Source organism: Pseudomonas cucumis (genome assembly GCF_030687935.1).
In the GTDB taxonomy this organism is placed as follows: Bacteria; Pseudomonadota; Gammaproteobacteria; order Pseudomonadales; family Pseudomonadaceae; genus Aquipseudomonas; species Aquipseudomonas cucumis.
The window spans coordinates 5,264,209-5,279,592 of record NZ_CP117454.1 but is presented as its reverse complement, the minus strand read 5'-3'; the positions used below and the strand labels follow the sequence as shown (position 1 = coordinate 5,279,592).

Here is a 15,384-nt window from a genome sequence, read left to right as displayed (position 1 = left end):
TCGTCAGATCCCCATCGCGAGCTTGCTCGCGATGGGGCCTTCAATCCAACCCCAACTTCTTCAGTCGATAACGCATCGACCGAAACGACAGATTCAACCGCTGAGCCGCTGCCGTGCGGTTCCAGCGGGTTTCTTCCAGGGCCTGGAGGATGAGTTTGCGTTCGACATTTTCCAGATACGCTTCCAGATTGTCGATCTGCGTCAGGTCCGGCACGTCGCTGTCCGAATTGCCGTTACCTTCCACCAACCGTAGGTCGCTGGCTTCGATTTGTTTGTTCTCGCACAAGGTGTGCGCCCGCTCAAGCATGTTCTCCAATTCCCGCACGTTTCCTGGAAAACGATAGCTTTTCAGTGCGTCGAGGGCTTGCGGGTGGAGTTTTGCAGCGGGTTGGCCAGTGCCAGTCGCCAGTCGCTTGAGCATATTGTTGGCCAGAAGCTCAATATCGTCGCGGCGTTCGCGCAAGGGCGGCACCCGCAGCTCGATCACATTCAGACGGTAGTACAAGTCCTGGCGAAAGCGTTCGGCGGCGACTTCGGTATCGAGGTCTTTGTGGGTGGCACAGAGTATGCGCACATCGACCACTGTTTCCTGCTGGCCACCGATGCTGCGCACGGCTTTCTCTTGAATGGCCCGCAAAAGTTTGACCTGCATTGCCAGCGGCAGATCTGCCACTTCATCGAGGAACAAAGTGCCACCCTGAGCGGCCTGGAACAGCCCGGGTTTGTCTTCGATGGCTCCGCTGAAACTGCCTTTGCGATGGCCGAAAAACTCGCTTTCCATCAATTCCGACGGGATAGCCCCACAATTCACCGGCACGAACGGTCGGGTGGCGCGTGGGCCTTGGTCGTGGATCAGTCGGGCGACCAACTCCTTGCCGCTGCCGGACTCACCGCTGATGTATACCGGAGCCTGGCTGCGGGCCAGTTTGTCGATTTGTTTGCGCAGGCTGCGCATCGGCAGGGAGTCGCCCAGTAGCCGACGGTCGATGGCGCTGCTGGCACCGCCTGGTGCCGGCAGACTCAAGGCGCTGGTGACCAGTTCGCGCAAGCGGGTCAGGTCAACCGGTTTGGTCAAAAAATCGAAGGCGCCAGCCTTGAGCGCGTTGATTGCCGTCTCCAGGCTACCGTAGGCAGTGATCATCGCTACTGGCACTTGCGCATAGCACTGCTGGATGTGCTGCACCAGCGCCAGACCGGTGCCGTCGGGCAGGCGCATGTCGGTCAGGCACAGGTCGAACGTCTCCCGTGCCAGCAGCGCCTGTGCTTCTGCAAGGTTGCGGGCACTGAAGGTGTCGAGTTTCATCCGTCCTAGGGTGATTTCCAGGAGTTCGCGGATATCCGGCTCGTCGTCGACGATCAGGATTTTTTGCCGTGGGCTCATGTTCAACTTTGTTTCCGTCCGTGAGCAAAAGTGATGCGAAAGCAGCCGCCGCCTTGGCGTGGTTTGAAGTCTAGGCGGGCCTGATTGCTTTCGCACAGCTCACGGGACAGATAAAGCCCCAGGCCAGTACCCTGGCTGCTGGTGGTGAAGAACGGTTCGAACAAGTGCGAGCGCTGGTCCGGCGCCACGCCGGGGCCATCGTCCAGGACTTCAAGGGTCGGCAGCTGGCTTTCCGTATCAATAAACAACTCGAGCCAGGCCTGCGCCCGATCATGGTTCAGGGCGCTATGACGCCAGGCATTGCGTAACAGATTGTCGAGAATCTGGGTCAGCTGATTCGGATCCATCAGGGTTTTGAAGTCTCCGGAACCGATGTGCAGGTGAATTTGCTGACGTTCGGTCGCCCCTTCGCGGGTTTCAGCGACGAAATGCTCCAGCCACGGTCGCAGATCCAGCCGTTGTGGCACGGTTTGCTGGCGACGGGACAGTTGCAGGACGTTTTCGATTACCCGATTCATTCGCTGAGAGTGGTCTTGAATAATCTGTGTCAGACGCCGATCCGCGCCGTTCAGTTCCTCGGATTCCTGCAGTAACTGCGCGGCATGACTAATGGCGCCCAGTGGATTGCGGATCTCATGAGCAATACCGGCAGTCAGGCGACCGAGGGCGGCGAGTTTCAGTTGCTGGGCCTGTTGGGCGATTTGGGCGAGGTCTTCGAGAAAAACCAGCGTCTGGTGGTGCGGGCTTTGGTCCAGGGCAATAAAGCTTGGTTGCAGCTCCAGCCCATTACTGGCGATTTTCAAGCTTTGCGGGCGCAAAGTCGGATTGTTGAACCACAGTTGGAGCCGCTCGACCAACGGCATCGAGTGGTCGTCGATCAACTGGCCATCGAGTTTTTCCTGGCCCAGCAAGGTCAACGCGCTGTGATTGGCCAGTTGCACACGCCGTTGGTCGTCGAGCACCAAAATGCCTGTGCGCATGCGTTGCAGGATCAGTGCGTTGAGGGCTTCGAGGCCGAGCACTTCGCTGGCCCGCTGCTCGGCGAGGGTTTCGCTGACTTCCAGGCGTCGGATCAAGCCTTGTACCAGCAATGCCGCAGCAAAACACAGGGCGCCGAGGGTGCCGACTTGCAGGTAATCGTTGGGGCTGGCGGGATGGCTGAAGCTCAGTAGGAAACTCAAACCCACGATGCCGAGGGCGCCGACCGCAGCAATCAACAGGCCGATTCGTCCGTGCAGCAGGGTATTGCCGATGGCCACCGACACGATCAGCAAGTTGCCGATGGCGCTGGCGACGCCGCCTGCGGCGTAGAACAGGCCGCACAGCAGCAGGACATCGACCAGCGTCAGGCTGAACAGCTGCGCCGGACGCCGAGTGTTCCCCAGAAAGACCACCAGCAGGATATTCAGCACCAGGTACAACCAGCTGCCATTGCGCAGCAGGTCGTCATTGGCGAACGTCAGCAACTGGTTGTCCATGTTGCTGGAGATCAACAGCACCAGGGTGATGCCGACGCTTAAGCGGTAGAGGTGATAGAGGCGCAGCAGTCGCCGGGCCTGTTTGTTGCCGGGACTGGACGTCTCAGCGATCACTGGAGCCCGGGCCTTGCTCAAGATGAGCCTGGCTGCAATACCACTGTTGTTCAAGTTTGAGCGCGCGGTCGCGGGGCAGATGTACGCCGCAATGAGCGCAACGGACCATGGGTGGAGCATCTTGCTCTCGCGGCGTGTTGGCGCCCGAAACCGGGGCCTTGAACTTGCGCCAGAGCCATACCGCAGCGGCAATCAGGGCGATCCAGAACAATAAACGAAGCATGGTGAGCTGCTTTTTGACTAATGAATTGGCAGTTTAGCCAAGGACGGGTCAGGCGCACAGCGCAATACGCTCACCCCTGAAATCCGGTAATAAAAAAGGCGCCTCGAAAGGCGCCTTCTCGGCACAACACTCAGCGTCAGTCGAACACGCCAAAGGTCATGTAGCTGAACCACGAGCGGTCGGTGGTATTGGCTTCGGACTCGTGTTCCTCTTCTTCGATCACATCGCCGTTTTCATCTTTAGGCTTGAGCTCGTTCGGAATCGAGTCCTTGGCATCCTGGAACTGCCTCTGCACGTCCTGGTTGGCGCGGGTTTCACCTGGCGGCAACGGCGGACGGGATTCGATCAGGCCCAGGGTGGCCTTGCTCAGCCACGAACGGTTGTCGGCTTCGTCCTTCGAGGGCACGAACTGACCGTCCACCAGGCTTGGGTGGTTCGGGTAGTTGAGCTTCAGGGTTTCGAGGGTGGTTGCGGCCAGTTCGTCCAGGTGCAGACGCTGGTAGGCTTCAGTCATCACCGCCAGGCCGTCACCGACCGAAGGGGTTTCCTGGAAGTTTTCCACCACATAACGACCACGGTTCGCGGCGGCGACATAGGCCTGACGGGTCAGGTAGTAGTCGGCAACGTGGATCTCGTAGGAAGCCAGCAGGTTGCGCAAGTAGATCATGCGCTGCTTGGCATCCGGCGAGTAGCGGCTGTTCGGGAAGCGGCTGGTCAGCTGGGCGAACTCGTTGTAGGAGTCGCGAGCAGCGCCCGGGTCACGCTTGGTCATGTCCAGCGGCAGAAAGCGCGCCAGCAGGCCGACGTCCTGGTCGAAAGAGGTCAGACCCTTGAGGTAGTAGGCGTAATCCACGTTCGGGTGCTGCGGGTGCAGGCGAATGAAACGCTCGGCGGCGGACTTCGCAGCCTCAGGCTCGGCATTCTTGTAGTTGGCGTAGATGAGCTCGAGTTGAGCCTGATCGGCGTAGCGACCGAACGGATAACGCGACTCCAGGGCCTTCAGCTTGGCTGTGGCGCTGGTGTAGCTATTATTGTCCAAGTCGGTCTGCGCCTGCTGGTACAGCTCGACTTCGCTCAGGTTTTCGTCTACGACTTCCTTCGATGAGCAAGCAGCGGTCAATGCGAGGATGGCGATCAGCAGCAGGTGTTTCACTTGCATGGCGGCTTGCGTCCCTATGACGGCCGCTGTCTTGGGCGGGGCCGTCCTGTTATGATGAGCGCCCCGTTGAAAAAGCCTCGGGGCAAAAGACGCCGTATTTAACCACAAGCGCGCAGCCGAAACCAAAGGCTGTGCCGACGCCTAGTCTGAGCATGTCCGATAAAATTGAACTTCGCGCAGAGGTGCCGTCCGAATTGGGCGGCCAACGCCTCGATCAAGTCGCCGCACAATTATTCGCTGAGCACTCGCGCTCGCGCCTTTCCGCCTGGATCAAAGACGGCCGCCTGACTGTGGATGGGGCGGTTATCCGCCCGCGAGACATCGTTCACGGTGGCGCCATTCTTGAACTGACTGCCGAGCAGGAAGCTCAGGGCGAATGGATCGCTCAGGACATCGAGCTGGACATCGTCTATGAAGATGACGACATCCTGGTGATCAACAAACCTGCGGGCCTGGTGGTGCATCCGGCTGCCGGCCACGCTGATGGCACCTTGCTCAACGCCTTGCTGCACCACGTGCCGGACATTATCAATGTGCCCCGCGCCGGTATCGTGCATCGCCTCGATAAGGACACCACCGGTCTGATGGTGGTGGCCAAGACCATTCAGGCGCAGACACAGCTTGTCACGCAATTGCAGAGCCGCAGCGTCAGCCGGATCTACGAATGCATCGTGATCGGTGTGGTGACTGCCGGCGGCAAGATCAACGCGCCGATCGGTCGTCATGGCCAGCAACGCCAGCGCATGGCCGTGATGGAAGGTGGCAAGCAAGCCGTCAGCCATTACCGCGTGCTCGAGCGTTTCCGTTCCCACACTCACGTGCGGGTGAAGCTGGAAACCGGGCGTACGCACCAGATTCGCGTGCACATGGCGCACATCAACTACCCGTTGGTCGGAGATCCTGCCTATGGCGGCCGTTTCCGTATTCCGCCGGCCGCCAGTGTGACCATGGTCGAATCCCTGAAAAATTTCCCGCGTCAGGCGCTGCATGCGCGGTTCCTGGAGCTGGATCATCCGACCACCGGTAAACGCATGAGCTGGGAATCGCCACTGCCGGATGACTTCGTCTGGTTGTTGTCGCTGCTCAAGCAAGACCGCGAGGCGTTCATCGGATGAGTGACTGGCTGATTCCCGACTGGCCTGCGCCTGCCGGGGTGAAAGCCTGCGTCACCACCCGTGCGGGCGGCGTCAGTCTGGCGCCGTTCGACAGCCTCAACCTCGGCGATCACGTCGACGACAGCCCCGAAGCTGTCGCCGAAAACCGCCGTCGCCTCACCGATCATTTCTCTATTCAACCGGCCTGGTTAAAACAGGTTCATGGCATTGTCGTGGCACAAGCGGATCCAGGCCTGGTCGCCACCGCTGACGCCAGCTGGACGGCTACACCCGGTATCGCTTGCACCGCGATGACCGCCGACTGCCTTCCGGCGCTGTTTTGCGACCGTGCCGGCACCCGCGTCGCTGCTGCCCATGCCGGTTGGCGCGGGTTGGCGGCGGGTGTGCTGGAAGCGACCCTCGACAGTCTGGCCGTGCCGCCTGAAGACGTGCTGGTCTGGCTTGGCCCGGCCATTGGCCCACAAGCTTTTGAAGTCGGCCCGGAAGTGCGCGAAACCTTCGTCCAGCAATTGCCTGCAGCCGCCAAAGCCTTTGTACCGAGTCAAAACGCCGGCAAGTTCATGGCCGACATCTATGAGCTGGCGCGTTTGCGCCTGGCCGCTCGCGGTGTAACGGCGGTCTACGGCGGCGGGTTCTGCACCGTGACCGATCCTCGCTTCTTTTCCTACCGCCGTAGCCCACGCACCGGCCGGTTTGCCTCTCTGGTTTGGCTCGAACGCTAGACTTCTCTGATCTACATCAACTGCACGACGCTTGAATCTTCCAGAATCGACCACATCTAGTGAGGTATCTGGCAGGTTTCTTCATTCGGGATGTTTATAGGTCCGGCCTGCTCAAAAGGAAGGTGACCCATGCGTATAGACCGTTTAACCAGCAAGTTGCAGTTAGCCTTGTCCGACGCCCAATCCCTGGCCGTCGGCCTCGATCATCCGGCTATCGAGCCGGCGCATCTGATGCAGGCCATGCTTGAACAGCAGGGTGGTTCGATCAAACCCCTGCTGATGCAGGTGGGTTTTGACGTCAACAGCTTGCGTAAAGAGCTGACCAAAGCCCTCGATCAGCTACCGAAAATCCAGAACCCGACCGGCGATGTGAACATGTCGCAGGATCTGGCGCGCCTGCTCAACCAGGCCGATCGCCTGGCGCAGCAGAAGGGTGATCAATTCATTTCCAGCGAGCTGGTACTGCTCGCCGCGATGGACGAGAACAGCAAGTTGGGCAAATTGCTGCTCGGTCAGGGCGTGAGCAAGAAAGCCCTGGAAAATGCGATCAATAACCTGCGGGGCGGTGAGGCGGTCAATGATGCCAACCAGGAAGAGTCACGCCAGGCGCTGGATAAATACACCATCGACCTGACCAAGCGCGCCGAAGAAGGCAAGCTCGATCCGGTGATCGGCCGTGACGATGAAATTCGCCGGACCATTCAGGTTCTGCAACGCCGCACCAAGAACAATCCGGTGCTGATCGGTGAACCTGGCGTGGGTAAAACCGCCATCGCCGAAGGCCTGGCCCAGCGGATCATCAACGGTGAAGTGCCGGACGGTCTCAAAGGCAGGCGCCTTTTGTCCCTGGATATGGGGGCATTGATTGCCGGTGCCAAGTACCGCGGCGAGTTTGAAGAGCGCCTCAAATCCCTGCTCAACGAACTGTCGAAGCAGGAAGGGCAGATCATTCTGTTCATCGACGAACTGCATACGATGGTCGGCGCCGGTAAGGGCGAAGGCTCGATGGATGCGGGCAACATGCTCAAGCCTGCGTTGGCTCGTGGTGAACTGCACTGCGTCGGCGCAACCACGCTCAACGAGTACCGCCAATATATAGAGAAGGATGCGGCCCTCGAGCGGCGCTTCCAGAAAGTCCTGGTGGACGAGCCGAGCGAAGAAGACACCATCGCCATCCTGCGTGGCCTGAAAGAGCGTTATGAGGTTCACCACAAAGTGGCGATCACCGACGGCGCGATCATCGCCGCGGCCAAGCTCAGTCATCGCTACATCACCGACCGTCAGTTGCCGGACAAAGCCATCGACCTGATTGACGAAGCAGCCAGCCGCATCCGTATGGAAATCGACTCCAAGCCGGAAGTGCTGGACCGTCTCGAGCGTCGTCTGATTCAGCTGAAGGTGGAATCCCAGGCGCTGAAGAAAGAAAGCGACGACGCGGCGAAGAAACGTCTGGAAAAACTGCAGGAAGAAATCGCTCGTCACGAGCGTGAATATTCGGACCTCGAAGAAATCTGGAACTCGGAGAAAGCCGAAGTACAGGGTTCTGCGCAGATCCAGCAGAAAATCGAACAGTCCCGTCAGGAACTGGAAGCCGCGCGCCGCAAGGGCGACTTGAACCGCATGGCCGAGCTGCAATACGGGGTGATCCCAGACCTGGAGCGCAGCCTGCAAATGGTCGATCAGCACGGCAAAAGCGAAAACCAGTTGCTGCGCAGCAAGGTGACAGAAGAAGAGATTGCTGAAGTCGTGTCAAAGTGGACCGGCATTCCGGTATCGAAAATGCTCGAAGGCGAGCGCGAAAAACTGATGAAGATGGAAAGCCTGTTGCACCAACGTGTGATCGGTCAGGACGAAGCGGTGATCGCTGTCTCCAACGCGGTGCGGCGTTCCCGCGCCGGGTTGTCCGACCCGAATCGCCCGAGCGGTTCGTTCATGTTTCTCGGCCCGACCGGTGTCGGCAAAACCGAGCTGTGCAAGGCGCTGGCCGAGTTCCTGTTCGATACCGAAGAGGCGATGGTGCGGATCGATATGTCCGAGTTCATGGAGAAACATTCCGTGGCTCGACTGATTGGCGCGCCACCGGGCTACGTGGGCTATGAAGAGGGCGGTTACCTGACCGAGGCGGTGCGTCGCAAGCCTTATTCGGTGATCCTCCTGGATGAGGTCGAGAAGGCCCACCCGGACGTGTTCAACATTTTGCTGCAAGTGCTCGAAGATGGCCGTTTGACCGACAGCCATGGCCGCACGGTGGATTTCAAAAATACCGTGATCGTCATGACCTCCAACCTCGGTTCGGTGCAGATCCAGGAGCTGGTAGGGGATCGCGAAGCGCAGCGCGCGGCGGTGATGGATGCGATTTCCACGCACTTCCGGCCGGAGTTCATCAACCGGGTCGACGAAGTGGTGATTTTCGAGCCGCTGGCTCGGGATCAGATCGCCGGCATTACCGAGATCCAGTTGGGTCGCCTGCGTAGCCGCCTGACCGAGCGCGAGCTGAAGCTTGAGCTGAGCCCTGAAGCGATGGATAAGCTGATCGCCGTCGGTTACGACCCGGTCTATGGCGCACGGCCGCTCAAACGGGCGATCCAGCGCTGGATCGAGAACCCGTTGGCACAGCTGATTCTCTCGGGTCGCTTCCTGCCCGGGGAGACCGCCAAAGGTGTGGTGGAGAACGACGAAATCGTCTTTGTCTGATCCACGGCGGCAACAAAATGAAAGAGGCCTCGCATTGCGAGGCCTTTTTTTCGTTAGGCTGTTGAACTCAAAGGAAAAGGCTTGTAAAGTGCGCCCCGCAGTAAGTCACCCCAAGGGGTTTCTGCTCCCCAAGCAGGAATCTGAAATAAGTTGCAAATCATTAACTTGAAAGCGATTTAGGGGGTTGACAGAGGTGCTTAAGATTGTAGAATAGCGCGCCTCAGACACACGAACGCAGCGATGCGAACGGGTCGAAGAGGTGAAGCAAGCTTCACAGTTGTAAATTGAAATATGTAGTTCCGTGATAGCTCAGTCGGTAGAGCAAATGACTGTTAATCATTGGGTCCCAGGTTCGAGTCCTGGTCACGGAGCCAATTTCAAACCGGGGTATAGCGCAGTCCGGTAGCGCGCCTGCTTTGGGAGCAGGATGTCAGGAGTTCGAATCCCCTTACCCCGACCATTTTTGGGTCGTTAGCTCAGTTGGTAGAGCAGTTGGCTTTTAACCAATTGGTCGTAGGTTCGAATCCCACACGACCCACCATTTTTGAAACCAGTTAACGCTGGGATCGAATCTTAAGATCAGACGCCAAAAGCTCTGTTCGCAGAAGGCGCCTTTCAAAGGTGCCTTTTTTTTACCGGGGTATAGCGCAGTCCGGTAGCGCGCCTGCTTTGGGAGCAGGATGTCAGGAGTTCGAATCCCCTTACCCCGACCATATTAAAAATCCTCGTATCGAAAGATACGGGGATTTTTTTTGCCTGCTGTAAAGGCAAAAAAGCCCCGATTCTCGATGGAGAGGCAGGGCTTGGGCCTTCAGAGGCTTAACTATTGTCTTTCAAGTGCTCGAACAAACCCTTTGGCATTTTTTTGCCATTGGCTTCGTAGTTGGCTTTCACATTATCGAAAGCCTCTTGTTCGTCGATTTGGCCGTCATGGTTGGTGTCGATCTTGTCGAAGTCAGCCTTGGGTGCGACTTTCAAAAATTCCGCGCGGGATACTTTGCCGTCATCATCAGTATCGGTTTTGGCCATCGAGGCATCGCCGCACTTGCCTTCGCCACATTTACCTTCAGGCGTCTTTACGACCTGGTCGGCCGAGGCCAGCAGGTAGCCCTGAGTCAGCGGCTGCGAAGCGAATACGGAACCAGACAACATCATGCCTCCGGCCAGGACGGCGCCAAGCAGGCCAACGGTGTTTTTGCTGAGAGTAGTAGTACGGGACATTACAAATCTCCTGGGTTGCACAACACAACCGCTCGATAAAGAACGCCACATGAGCGCGGCGAGGACCGAAGCAGGCGGTGCCTTGCTCGGGTGTGGCCATTTAGCGGGCGTGGTGTATCGCTACTGTGTCGTGGAGCGCAGAGTTTGTAAGCGAAGGGGTGGAATCAGTGGGGGAGATACAGTGAGACACAGATCTGCAGGGCGATGAATAAAAAAATGTGGGAGCGGGCTTGTTCGCGAAAGCGGCATCACAGACAACATCTAGGTTGAAAGTACTGGCCCCTTCGCGAGCAAGCCCGCTCCGTGTGTTAATGCAGCTTCAACCGCGGCTCAGTCCCGCGCCCAATCTTGCTGCCCAGCATCAACATCGCCGTGCGGAATGCGCCATACAGCGCCATCTGGTGCATGCGATACAGAGACACGTAAAACATCCGTGCCAGCCAGCCCTCGAGCATCACGCTGCCGGTCAGGTTGCCCATCAAGTTACCCACAGCCGAAAAACGCGACAGCGAAATCAGCGAACCGTAATCGGTGTATTTGTATTCCGGCAAGGATTTGCCTTCGATCCGCAGTTTCAGCGATTTGGCCAGCAACGAAGCTTGCTGGTGCGCGGCCTGGGCGCGCGGCGGCACATTGCGGTCGGTGCCCGGTTGTGGGCAGGCCGCGCAGTCACCGAAGGCGAAGATGTTCTCGTCGCGGGTGGTTTGCAGTGTTGGCAACACTTGCAGTTGATTGATGCGGTTGGTTTCCAGGCCATCGATGTCCTTGAGGAAACCTGGGGCACGAATCCCGGCGGCCCAGACTTTCAGGCTCGCATTGATCACTTTGCCGTCGGCGGTAATCAGGCTGTCTGCCGTCACTTCGCTGACCGCCGCATTGGTCATCACGTTGACCCCGAGTTTCTCCAGGGTCTTATGCACAGGCCCGCCGATTCGTTCCGGCAGGGCAGGCAGCACCCGTGGTCCGGCTTCTATCAGGGTGATGTGCATGTTTTCCGGTTTGATTCGGTCCAGGCCGTAGGCCGCGAGTTCGTGGGCGGCGTTATGCAGTTCCGCTGCCAATTCGACCCCGGTGGCACCGGCGCCGACGATCGCTACGCTAATTTGCTCGACTTTGTCGGTCTGCCCGGCGTGGGCGCGCAGGTAGTGATTGAGCAGTTGCTGATGGAAGCGCTCGGCCTGTTTGCGGGTGTCGAGGAACAGGCAATGCTGCGCCGCGCCCTGTGTGCCGAAATCGTTCGTGGTGCTGCCGACGGCAATCACCAGCGAGTCGTAAGCTACTTCGCGCGCCGGCACCAGTTCCAGACCGGCCTCGTCGTAGGTGGCGGCCAGCTGGATCTTCTTCTGTGCGCGATCGAGCCCGCTCATGCGCCCCAGCTGGAACTCGAAGTGGTTCCATTTTGCCTGGGCAACATAGTTGAGTTCGTCTTCGGAAGAGTTCAGGGAACCTGCCGCCACTTCGTGCAACAGCGGTTTCCAGATGTGGGTCAGGTTCGCGTCGACCAGCATCACACTGGCCGTGCCGCGCTTACCCAGAGTTTTACCCAGACGGGTAGCCAACTCCAGACCGCCGGCGCCGCCGCCAACGATGACAATACGATGAGTCATGGGGATATCTCGCAAGGCTAAAAGAAATCGGTGCAATTACCCGAGCGAGCGCGATGCAGCTCATAGCGTCAGGTAACTGATAAGTCGGCTCAACAGGCCTAAACCAATGGTCACTGCCAACACCACCACCAGGAGCATCCACGGCCGAAAAGGCCGGCGCTCGACTTGGTGCTGGGACAGGTGCAGGTACTCTTCGACATGCTTCTGGTCGTCCGGGTTCAGGCGGCTGGTCATATTGGGCCTCGTCAGGTAGACGTTGCTGAATGTTTAGAAGCTACAGGGCTTTTATCCTGGGTTGAACGGAGCATAGCCGCTGTCCGGAATCGGCTCGACATTCACCCTGTCGTCCAGGCGAATGATGCCACTTTGTAGCACTCGGGCAGTGATTCCGCCATGTCCGCGAACAGCCTGAAAGGTCCCGGGGCCGAGGTTGTTTTCGAGACGTGCGCAGGGTTGGCACCAGCCGCTGGTTTCAAAAATCGCCTGGCCGATCCTGAAACGCCGGCCCTTGAGGCTGAACAGGTTGATGCCGCTGACGACGATATTGCGCCGCAGATCCTGAGGTTGCACCGGTTGATCGTCGGGGCGGCCCATCAGCGAATTGATGACGGCCAGGTGTTCCCACTGAATCAACGTCACCTGCCGCGCATTGCGCACACCGGGCCGGGCATGATCACCGGTCAACCCGGCCTCGAGCCGCGCTTCTACGGCATCAAGTTCGATCATCGGCGAGCGCGATTGTGGTCGCACACCGATCCAGCGCACACGGCCTTGTTGCGGTACTTCGGCGATCAGCTCCTGCAATGGACTCACAGGCTGATTCCGACATCGAAAACGATGCTGCGCCCCAGATTGCTGCGCAAGAAATCCGGGGCATCCGGGTGGGCGAATAACACTCGGGCGAAGGTCGGGCCGACCAGCGATAATGAGCGCCAGCCCTGACGCAGGTACTCGGTGGGCGGTGGAAAGTGGCTGTTGAGGTCCAGTACTTCGCGCTTGAGGCTGGCGAAGGCGATGATGTCCAGCTCCCCCAGGTCCATGCCGCGTTCCTTATAGTTGTGGGCTTTTTTGCGCAAGGTCGGCGCCAGTCTCAGCAGAAACTCATTGGCTGGGATGCGCCTGGGCTTGGCCTCGCGGCGCACCAGTTGGCTCAGGGAAAACGCGCTGCGTCGACGTTGCAGCTCGTCGCGCCATTCGTCGTTGAGGCGCCGGCCTTCGTCGAGCACGAAAAATACCTCGAAATTCGCGTCGCGGAACAACACGTCCGGCGGCTCCCCGGCGGGGGCAAATTCGTCGGCGCGATAGGGTATGTTCAGGCCTTGCAGCAGGCGCTGGCAAACCCAACGCTCACGCTCCCATTTGCGGGCATTGGACAGGAACGTGTTGGCTTGCTCGGCCGCAATGGTCAGCAGGCGTAAATAATCTGAATCATCCATAGGCCCAAGCTTAGCGTTCATTTGCGACAAGCAGAAAGCATGAAACGGTAAACGGGGGTACTGAGCTCTCGGAACGGGCGGTGTAGACTGATGGCCATTACGTATTTGCGCTCGAACGAGGAGTAGAACTTGAAATATTGGCCGGTGTTATTGCTCAGTCTTCTGCCGCTTTGGGCCCAGGCGCTGGAGGTTGGCGAGCGCCTGGCGCCGTGGACCTTACTTGATCAGTTCGATCAGGCTTTCACGCTCGATAACCAGACTCAGACGCTGTTGGTGGCGCGCAGCATGGACGCCGCTAAACTGGTCGGCGCCGCTCTGCAAGACCAGCCCAAGGGCTACCTGGAGGCTCGGCACGCGGTATTTGTCGCGGACATCCAGCGCATGCCTCGACTGATCGCGAAGATGTTCGCAGTACCGGCCATGCGCGATTATCCCTATCGAGTGATGCTTGACCGTGATGGTCGCGTGGCGCCGCGCTACCCCGGGTCCGTGGATAAAGTGCTGTGGCTGCAGCTCAAGGACGGTCAATTGGTGGGGAAGCACGAATACGCCACGGCGGCACAATTGCGTGAGGCACTGGAAAAGGCGCTGCCATGATCGGCGCATGCCTATGGGCGTTCACGCTGCTGTAGCCTGTCCATGTTGTGTTTTATGACATCCATTACCGCAGCGGTCATCACTGAGGTGGAGACACCAAACATCAGGATTCCGTTGGCTGCCTCCAATGGGCCAAGCAGACGCCAGCGAGGGGACATGACGATGTCGCCGTAGCCTAGCGTGGCGAAGTTGACCGCCGAGTGATACATCGCGATGGCGAATTCGTCGAATTCGTTGAGCAGCATGAACAGCGTGGCCCAGATGGCGATCTGCACGAAATTACTCAGTAACATCAGCAGCATCACCATCGACAACAACAGGATATTCAGCCATTGCGTTTCAGGCGGTTTGGAATGCCTGAAATGCACGTATTGACGCAGGCATATGGTCACGAAAATGGCTTGCAGTACCAGGCAGAACAACATCACGGGAAGGCCGGCCAGTAGATTCAACAGCATGGGAATATCCTCGGCCGCCGTGTCAGGTCTGTCCCTGATTGTCGGGCCCGGGCCCTTGCACTTGATCCACCCATTCCCAGAACAGCTGATAGCCGACCGCGAGTATCACAGGGCCGATAAACAGGCCGAGGATCCCGCCCGTGACCATGCCGCCCAAGGCCCCGATCAACACCACCGGCATCGGTACATCGACACCGCGACCCAGCAGCAGCGGTTTGAGGACGTTATCGACCAAGCCCGCGATGAACACATAAATGGCAAACACAATGGTCGCCGTACTGGCCCCTTCGCTCATGAAAACAAAGACGATGACTGGAAGGGTAATCAGGGTCGCCGGTAATTGCATGATGCCAAGCAGCAGCACCGCCAAGGCGAGAAGACCGGCGCCGGGGACGCCCATGAACACAAAGCCGATGCCCACCAACAGCATCTGAATGAACGCGATGCCGACCACCCCCAACGCCACTGCCCGGATGGTGGCGGTGCACAGGTCGGCGATTTTCGGCCCGTTGATCGGACCGCTGAAGCGCGTAACGATTCGCACCGCGCTGCGGTGGCCGCTTTCTCCATACGCTAAAAAAATACCGGCAATGATCAGGGCGACGATGAATAAAAGGAGCCCCATGCTGACACCCGCAAGCTTGCTCAGCAGGGAGAGGCTGACGCCTTTGATCTGCGGTATGAATTTCTGCGCCAGATGGGGCAGATCAGTGGTGGCTTGGGCCCATAAGTTATAAAGAGGTTCTCCCACCAGTGGCCAACTGGCTACCGTGGCGGACGGTGGCGGAATATGGAAACTGTCGGTTTTGACCATGGTCATGACCCTTCCCACGGATTCCGCAAGCGAGGCTCCCAACAAATAGACAGGCACCATAAGAATACTGATGACGATCAATACGATCAGTGTCGCGGTGATCCCGTCCTTGTTTCCCAGTTTGCCTTTGAACCTGACTTGCAAGGGGTAGAGGGTGATCGCCAGGATCACCGACCACAGCATCAGATCCAGGAACGGGCTGAATATCTGAAAGCAGAACATCACCAGGACGGCAACCAGTCCGGCACGAATCAGTACATCGAGCAGGTCTCGGGAAAAAACCTTTTCGAGAGTGGGTATGGGAACCATTGATTACCTCCTGTAGAGAGTGGCAAAGGCATGCGTTCGGTAAGCCACGGGCGAGC

The 15,384-nt window shown here is 58.5% G+C and carries 15 protein-coding genes and 4 tRNA genes; 8 read left to right on the top strand and 11 right to left on the bottom strand.

Features of this window, described 5'->3' with window-relative positions; all coding sequences use genetic code 11:
• Positions 1-40: 40 nt before the first annotated feature.
• From PSH97_RS23935 to PSH97_RS23920, 4 genes are all read right to left on the bottom strand, one after another.
• Positions 41-1,381 carry a sigma-54-dependent transcriptional regulator gene (locus PSH97_RS23935; RefSeq protein WP_305446951.1) on the bottom strand — a complete coding sequence of 447 codons (1,341 nt, stop codon included), beginning with the start codon at positions 1,379-1,381 and terminating at the stop codon, positions 41-43.
• A 2-nt stretch (positions 1,382-1,383) separates the two neighbouring features.
• A complete protein-coding gene (locus PSH97_RS23930; protein ID WP_305446950.1) occupies positions 1,384-2,973 on the bottom strand; it encodes a sensor histidine kinase in 1,590 nt (529 codons plus the stop codon).
• The gene (locus tag PSH97_RS23925; protein ID WP_305446949.1) at positions 2,963-3,196 is read right to left on the bottom strand and encodes a PP0621 family protein; all 234 of its coding nucleotides are present in this window, start codon (positions 3,194-3,196) and stop codon (positions 2,963-2,965) included. The genes PSH97_RS23930 and PSH97_RS23925 overlap by 11 nt, the downstream gene beginning before the upstream one ends.
• A 136-nt stretch (positions 3,197-3,332) precedes the next feature.
• Positions 3,333-4,355: an outer membrane protein assembly factor BamD gene (locus PSH97_RS23920; protein ID WP_305446948.1), complete on the bottom strand. Its 1,023-nt coding sequence runs from the start codon at positions 4,353-4,355 to the stop codon at positions 3,333-3,335.
• 152 nt (positions 4,356-4,507) lie between these two features.
• On the opposite strand from PSH97_RS23920, the gene rluD reads away from it, so the two are divergent.
• The 7 genes from rluD to PSH97_RS23885 all read left to right on the top strand — a co-directional run bounded on the left by rluD (position 4,508) and on the right by PSH97_RS23885 (position 9,599).
• On the top strand, positions 4,508-5,470 hold the full coding sequence (gene rluD, locus PSH97_RS23915) for a 23S rRNA pseudouridine(1911/1915/1917) synthase RluD (protein ID WP_007901932.1): 963 nt from the start codon (positions 4,508-4,510) through the stop codon (positions 5,468-5,470).
• Entirely contained in the window at positions 5,467-6,192 is a 726-nt protein-coding gene (pgeF, locus tag PSH97_RS23910; RefSeq protein WP_305446947.1) for a peptidoglycan editing factor PgeF, read from the top strand. Before rluD ends, pgeF begins: the two co-directional genes overlap by 4 nt.
• 129 nt (positions 6,193-6,321) lie before the next feature.
• Positions 6,322-8,886 (top strand): ATP-dependent chaperone ClpB, encoded by a 2,565-nt coding sequence (gene clpB / locus PSH97_RS23905; protein ID WP_305446946.1) that lies wholly within the window; start codon positions 6,322-6,324, stop codon positions 8,884-8,886.
• Positions 8,887-9,184: 298 nt separating this feature from the next.
• A tRNA-Asn gene (locus tag PSH97_RS23900) sits at positions 9,185-9,260 on the top strand.
• 9 nt (positions 9,261-9,269) lie between these two features.
• Positions 9,270-9,346 (top strand) — tRNA-Pro (locus PSH97_RS23895).
• A 5-nt stretch (positions 9,347-9,351) separates the two neighbouring features.
• Positions 9,352-9,427: transfer RNA gene (locus PSH97_RS23890), tRNA-Lys, on the top strand.
• Positions 9,428-9,522: 95 nt separating this feature from the next.
• Positions 9,523-9,599 (top strand) — tRNA-Pro (locus tag PSH97_RS23885).
• Between the two features lie 106 nt (positions 9,600-9,705).
• On the opposite strand, the gene PSH97_RS23880 is transcribed toward PSH97_RS23885, so the two are convergent.
• The 5 genes from PSH97_RS23880 to PSH97_RS23860 all read right to left on the bottom strand — a co-directional run bounded on the left by PSH97_RS23880 (position 9,706) and on the right by PSH97_RS23860 (position 13,150).
• The gene (locus tag PSH97_RS23880) at positions 9,706-10,107 is read right to left on the bottom strand and encodes an HvfA family oxazolone/thioamide-modified RiPP metallophore (RefSeq protein WP_305446945.1); all 402 of its coding nucleotides are present in this window, start codon (positions 10,105-10,107) and stop codon (positions 9,706-9,708) included.
• A gap of 308 nt (positions 10,108-10,415) precedes the next feature.
• Positions 10,416-11,714, bottom strand: coding sequence for an NAD(P)/FAD-dependent oxidoreductase (locus PSH97_RS23875; RefSeq protein ID WP_305446944.1), 1,299 nt, complete (start codon positions 11,712-11,714; stop codon positions 10,416-10,418).
• 60 nt (positions 11,715-11,774) lie between these two features.
• The gene (locus PSH97_RS23870) at positions 11,775-11,948 is read right to left on the bottom strand and encodes a DUF3094 domain-containing protein (RefSeq protein WP_007938396.1); all 174 of its coding nucleotides are present in this window, start codon (positions 11,946-11,948) and stop codon (positions 11,775-11,777) included.
• A gap of 51 nt (positions 11,949-11,999) precedes the next feature.
• A complete protein-coding gene (locus PSH97_RS23865; RefSeq protein WP_305446943.1) occupies positions 12,000-12,527 on the bottom strand; it encodes an MOSC domain-containing protein in 528 nt (175 codons plus the stop codon).
• The gene (locus PSH97_RS23860; RefSeq protein ID WP_123357369.1) at positions 12,524-13,150 is read right to left on the bottom strand and encodes a DUF1780 domain-containing protein; all 627 of its coding nucleotides are present in this window, start codon (positions 13,148-13,150) and stop codon (positions 12,524-12,526) included. The genes PSH97_RS23865 and PSH97_RS23860 overlap by 4 nt, the downstream gene beginning before the upstream one ends.
• A 129-nt stretch (positions 13,151-13,279) precedes the next feature.
• On the opposite strand from PSH97_RS23860, the gene PSH97_RS23855 reads away from it, so the two are divergent.
• Positions 13,280-13,747, top strand: a complete 468-nt coding sequence (locus tag PSH97_RS23855; protein WP_305446942.1) for an FAD/FMN-containing dehydrogenase — start codon at positions 13,280-13,282, stop codon at positions 13,745-13,747.
• An 11-nt stretch (positions 13,748-13,758) separates the two neighbouring features.
• Here PSH97_RS23855 and PSH97_RS23850 read toward each other — a convergent pair whose 3' ends face one another.
• Both PSH97_RS23850 and PSH97_RS23845 read right to left on the bottom strand, forming a co-directional pair.
• On the bottom strand, positions 13,759-14,205 hold the full coding sequence (locus PSH97_RS23850; protein WP_305446941.1) for a potassium channel family protein: 447 nt from the start codon (positions 14,203-14,205) through the stop codon (positions 13,759-13,761).
• A 22-nt stretch (positions 14,206-14,227) separates the two neighbouring features.
• Complete coding sequence (locus PSH97_RS23845; protein WP_305446940.1) at positions 14,228-15,328, bottom strand: AI-2E family transporter; 1,101 nt, start codon at positions 15,326-15,328, stop codon at positions 14,228-14,230.
• Between the last annotated feature and the right edge of the window lie 56 nt (positions 15,329-15,384).

What these genes read in the sequence shown, in the direction of transcription:
- rluD (WP_007901932.1), top strand. Translation starts at nt 4,508, where the DNA reads ATGTCCGATAAAATTGAACTTCGCGCAGAGGTGCCGTCCGAATTGGGC.
- PSH97_RS23935 (WP_305446951.1), bottom strand. Translation starts at nt 1,381, where the DNA reads ATGAGCCCACGGCAAAAAATCCTGATCGTCGACGACGAGCCGGATATC.
- PSH97_RS23880 (WP_305446945.1), bottom strand. Translation starts at nt 10,107, where the DNA reads ATGTCCCGTACTACTACTCTCAGCAAAAACACCGTTGGCCTGCTTGGC.
- pgeF (WP_305446947.1), top strand. Translation starts at nt 5,467, where the DNA reads ATGAGTGACTGGCTGATTCCCGACTGGCCTGCGCCTGCCGGGGTGAAA.
- PSH97_RS23920 (WP_305446948.1), bottom strand. Translation starts at nt 4,355, where the DNA reads ATGCAAGTGAAACACCTGCTGCTGATCGCCATCCTCGCATTGACCGCT.
- PSH97_RS23870 (WP_007938396.1), bottom strand. Translation starts at nt 11,948, where the DNA reads ATGACCAGCCGCCTGAACCCGGACGACCAGAAGCATGTCGAAGAGTAC.
- PSH97_RS23850 (WP_305446941.1), bottom strand. Translation starts at nt 14,205, where the DNA reads ATGCTGTTGAATCTACTGGCCGGCCTTCCCGTGATGTTGTTCTGCCTG.
- PSH97_RS23925 (WP_305446949.1), bottom strand. Translation starts at nt 3,196, where the DNA reads ATGCTTCGTTTATTGTTCTGGATCGCCCTGATTGCCGCTGCGGTATGG.
- PSH97_RS23860 (WP_123357369.1), bottom strand. Translation starts at nt 13,150, where the DNA reads ATGGATGATTCAGATTATTTACGCCTGCTGACCATTGCGGCCGAGCAA.
- PSH97_RS23845 (WP_305446940.1), bottom strand. Translation starts at nt 15,328, where the DNA reads ATGGTTCCCATACCCACTCTCGAAAAGGTTTTTTCCCGAGACCTGCTC.
- PSH97_RS23875 (WP_305446944.1), bottom strand. Translation starts at nt 11,714, where the DNA reads ATGACTCATCGTATTGTCATCGTTGGCGGCGGCGCCGGCGGTCTGGAG.
- clpB (WP_305446946.1), top strand. Translation starts at nt 6,322, where the DNA reads ATGCGTATAGACCGTTTAACCAGCAAGTTGCAGTTAGCCTTGTCCGAC.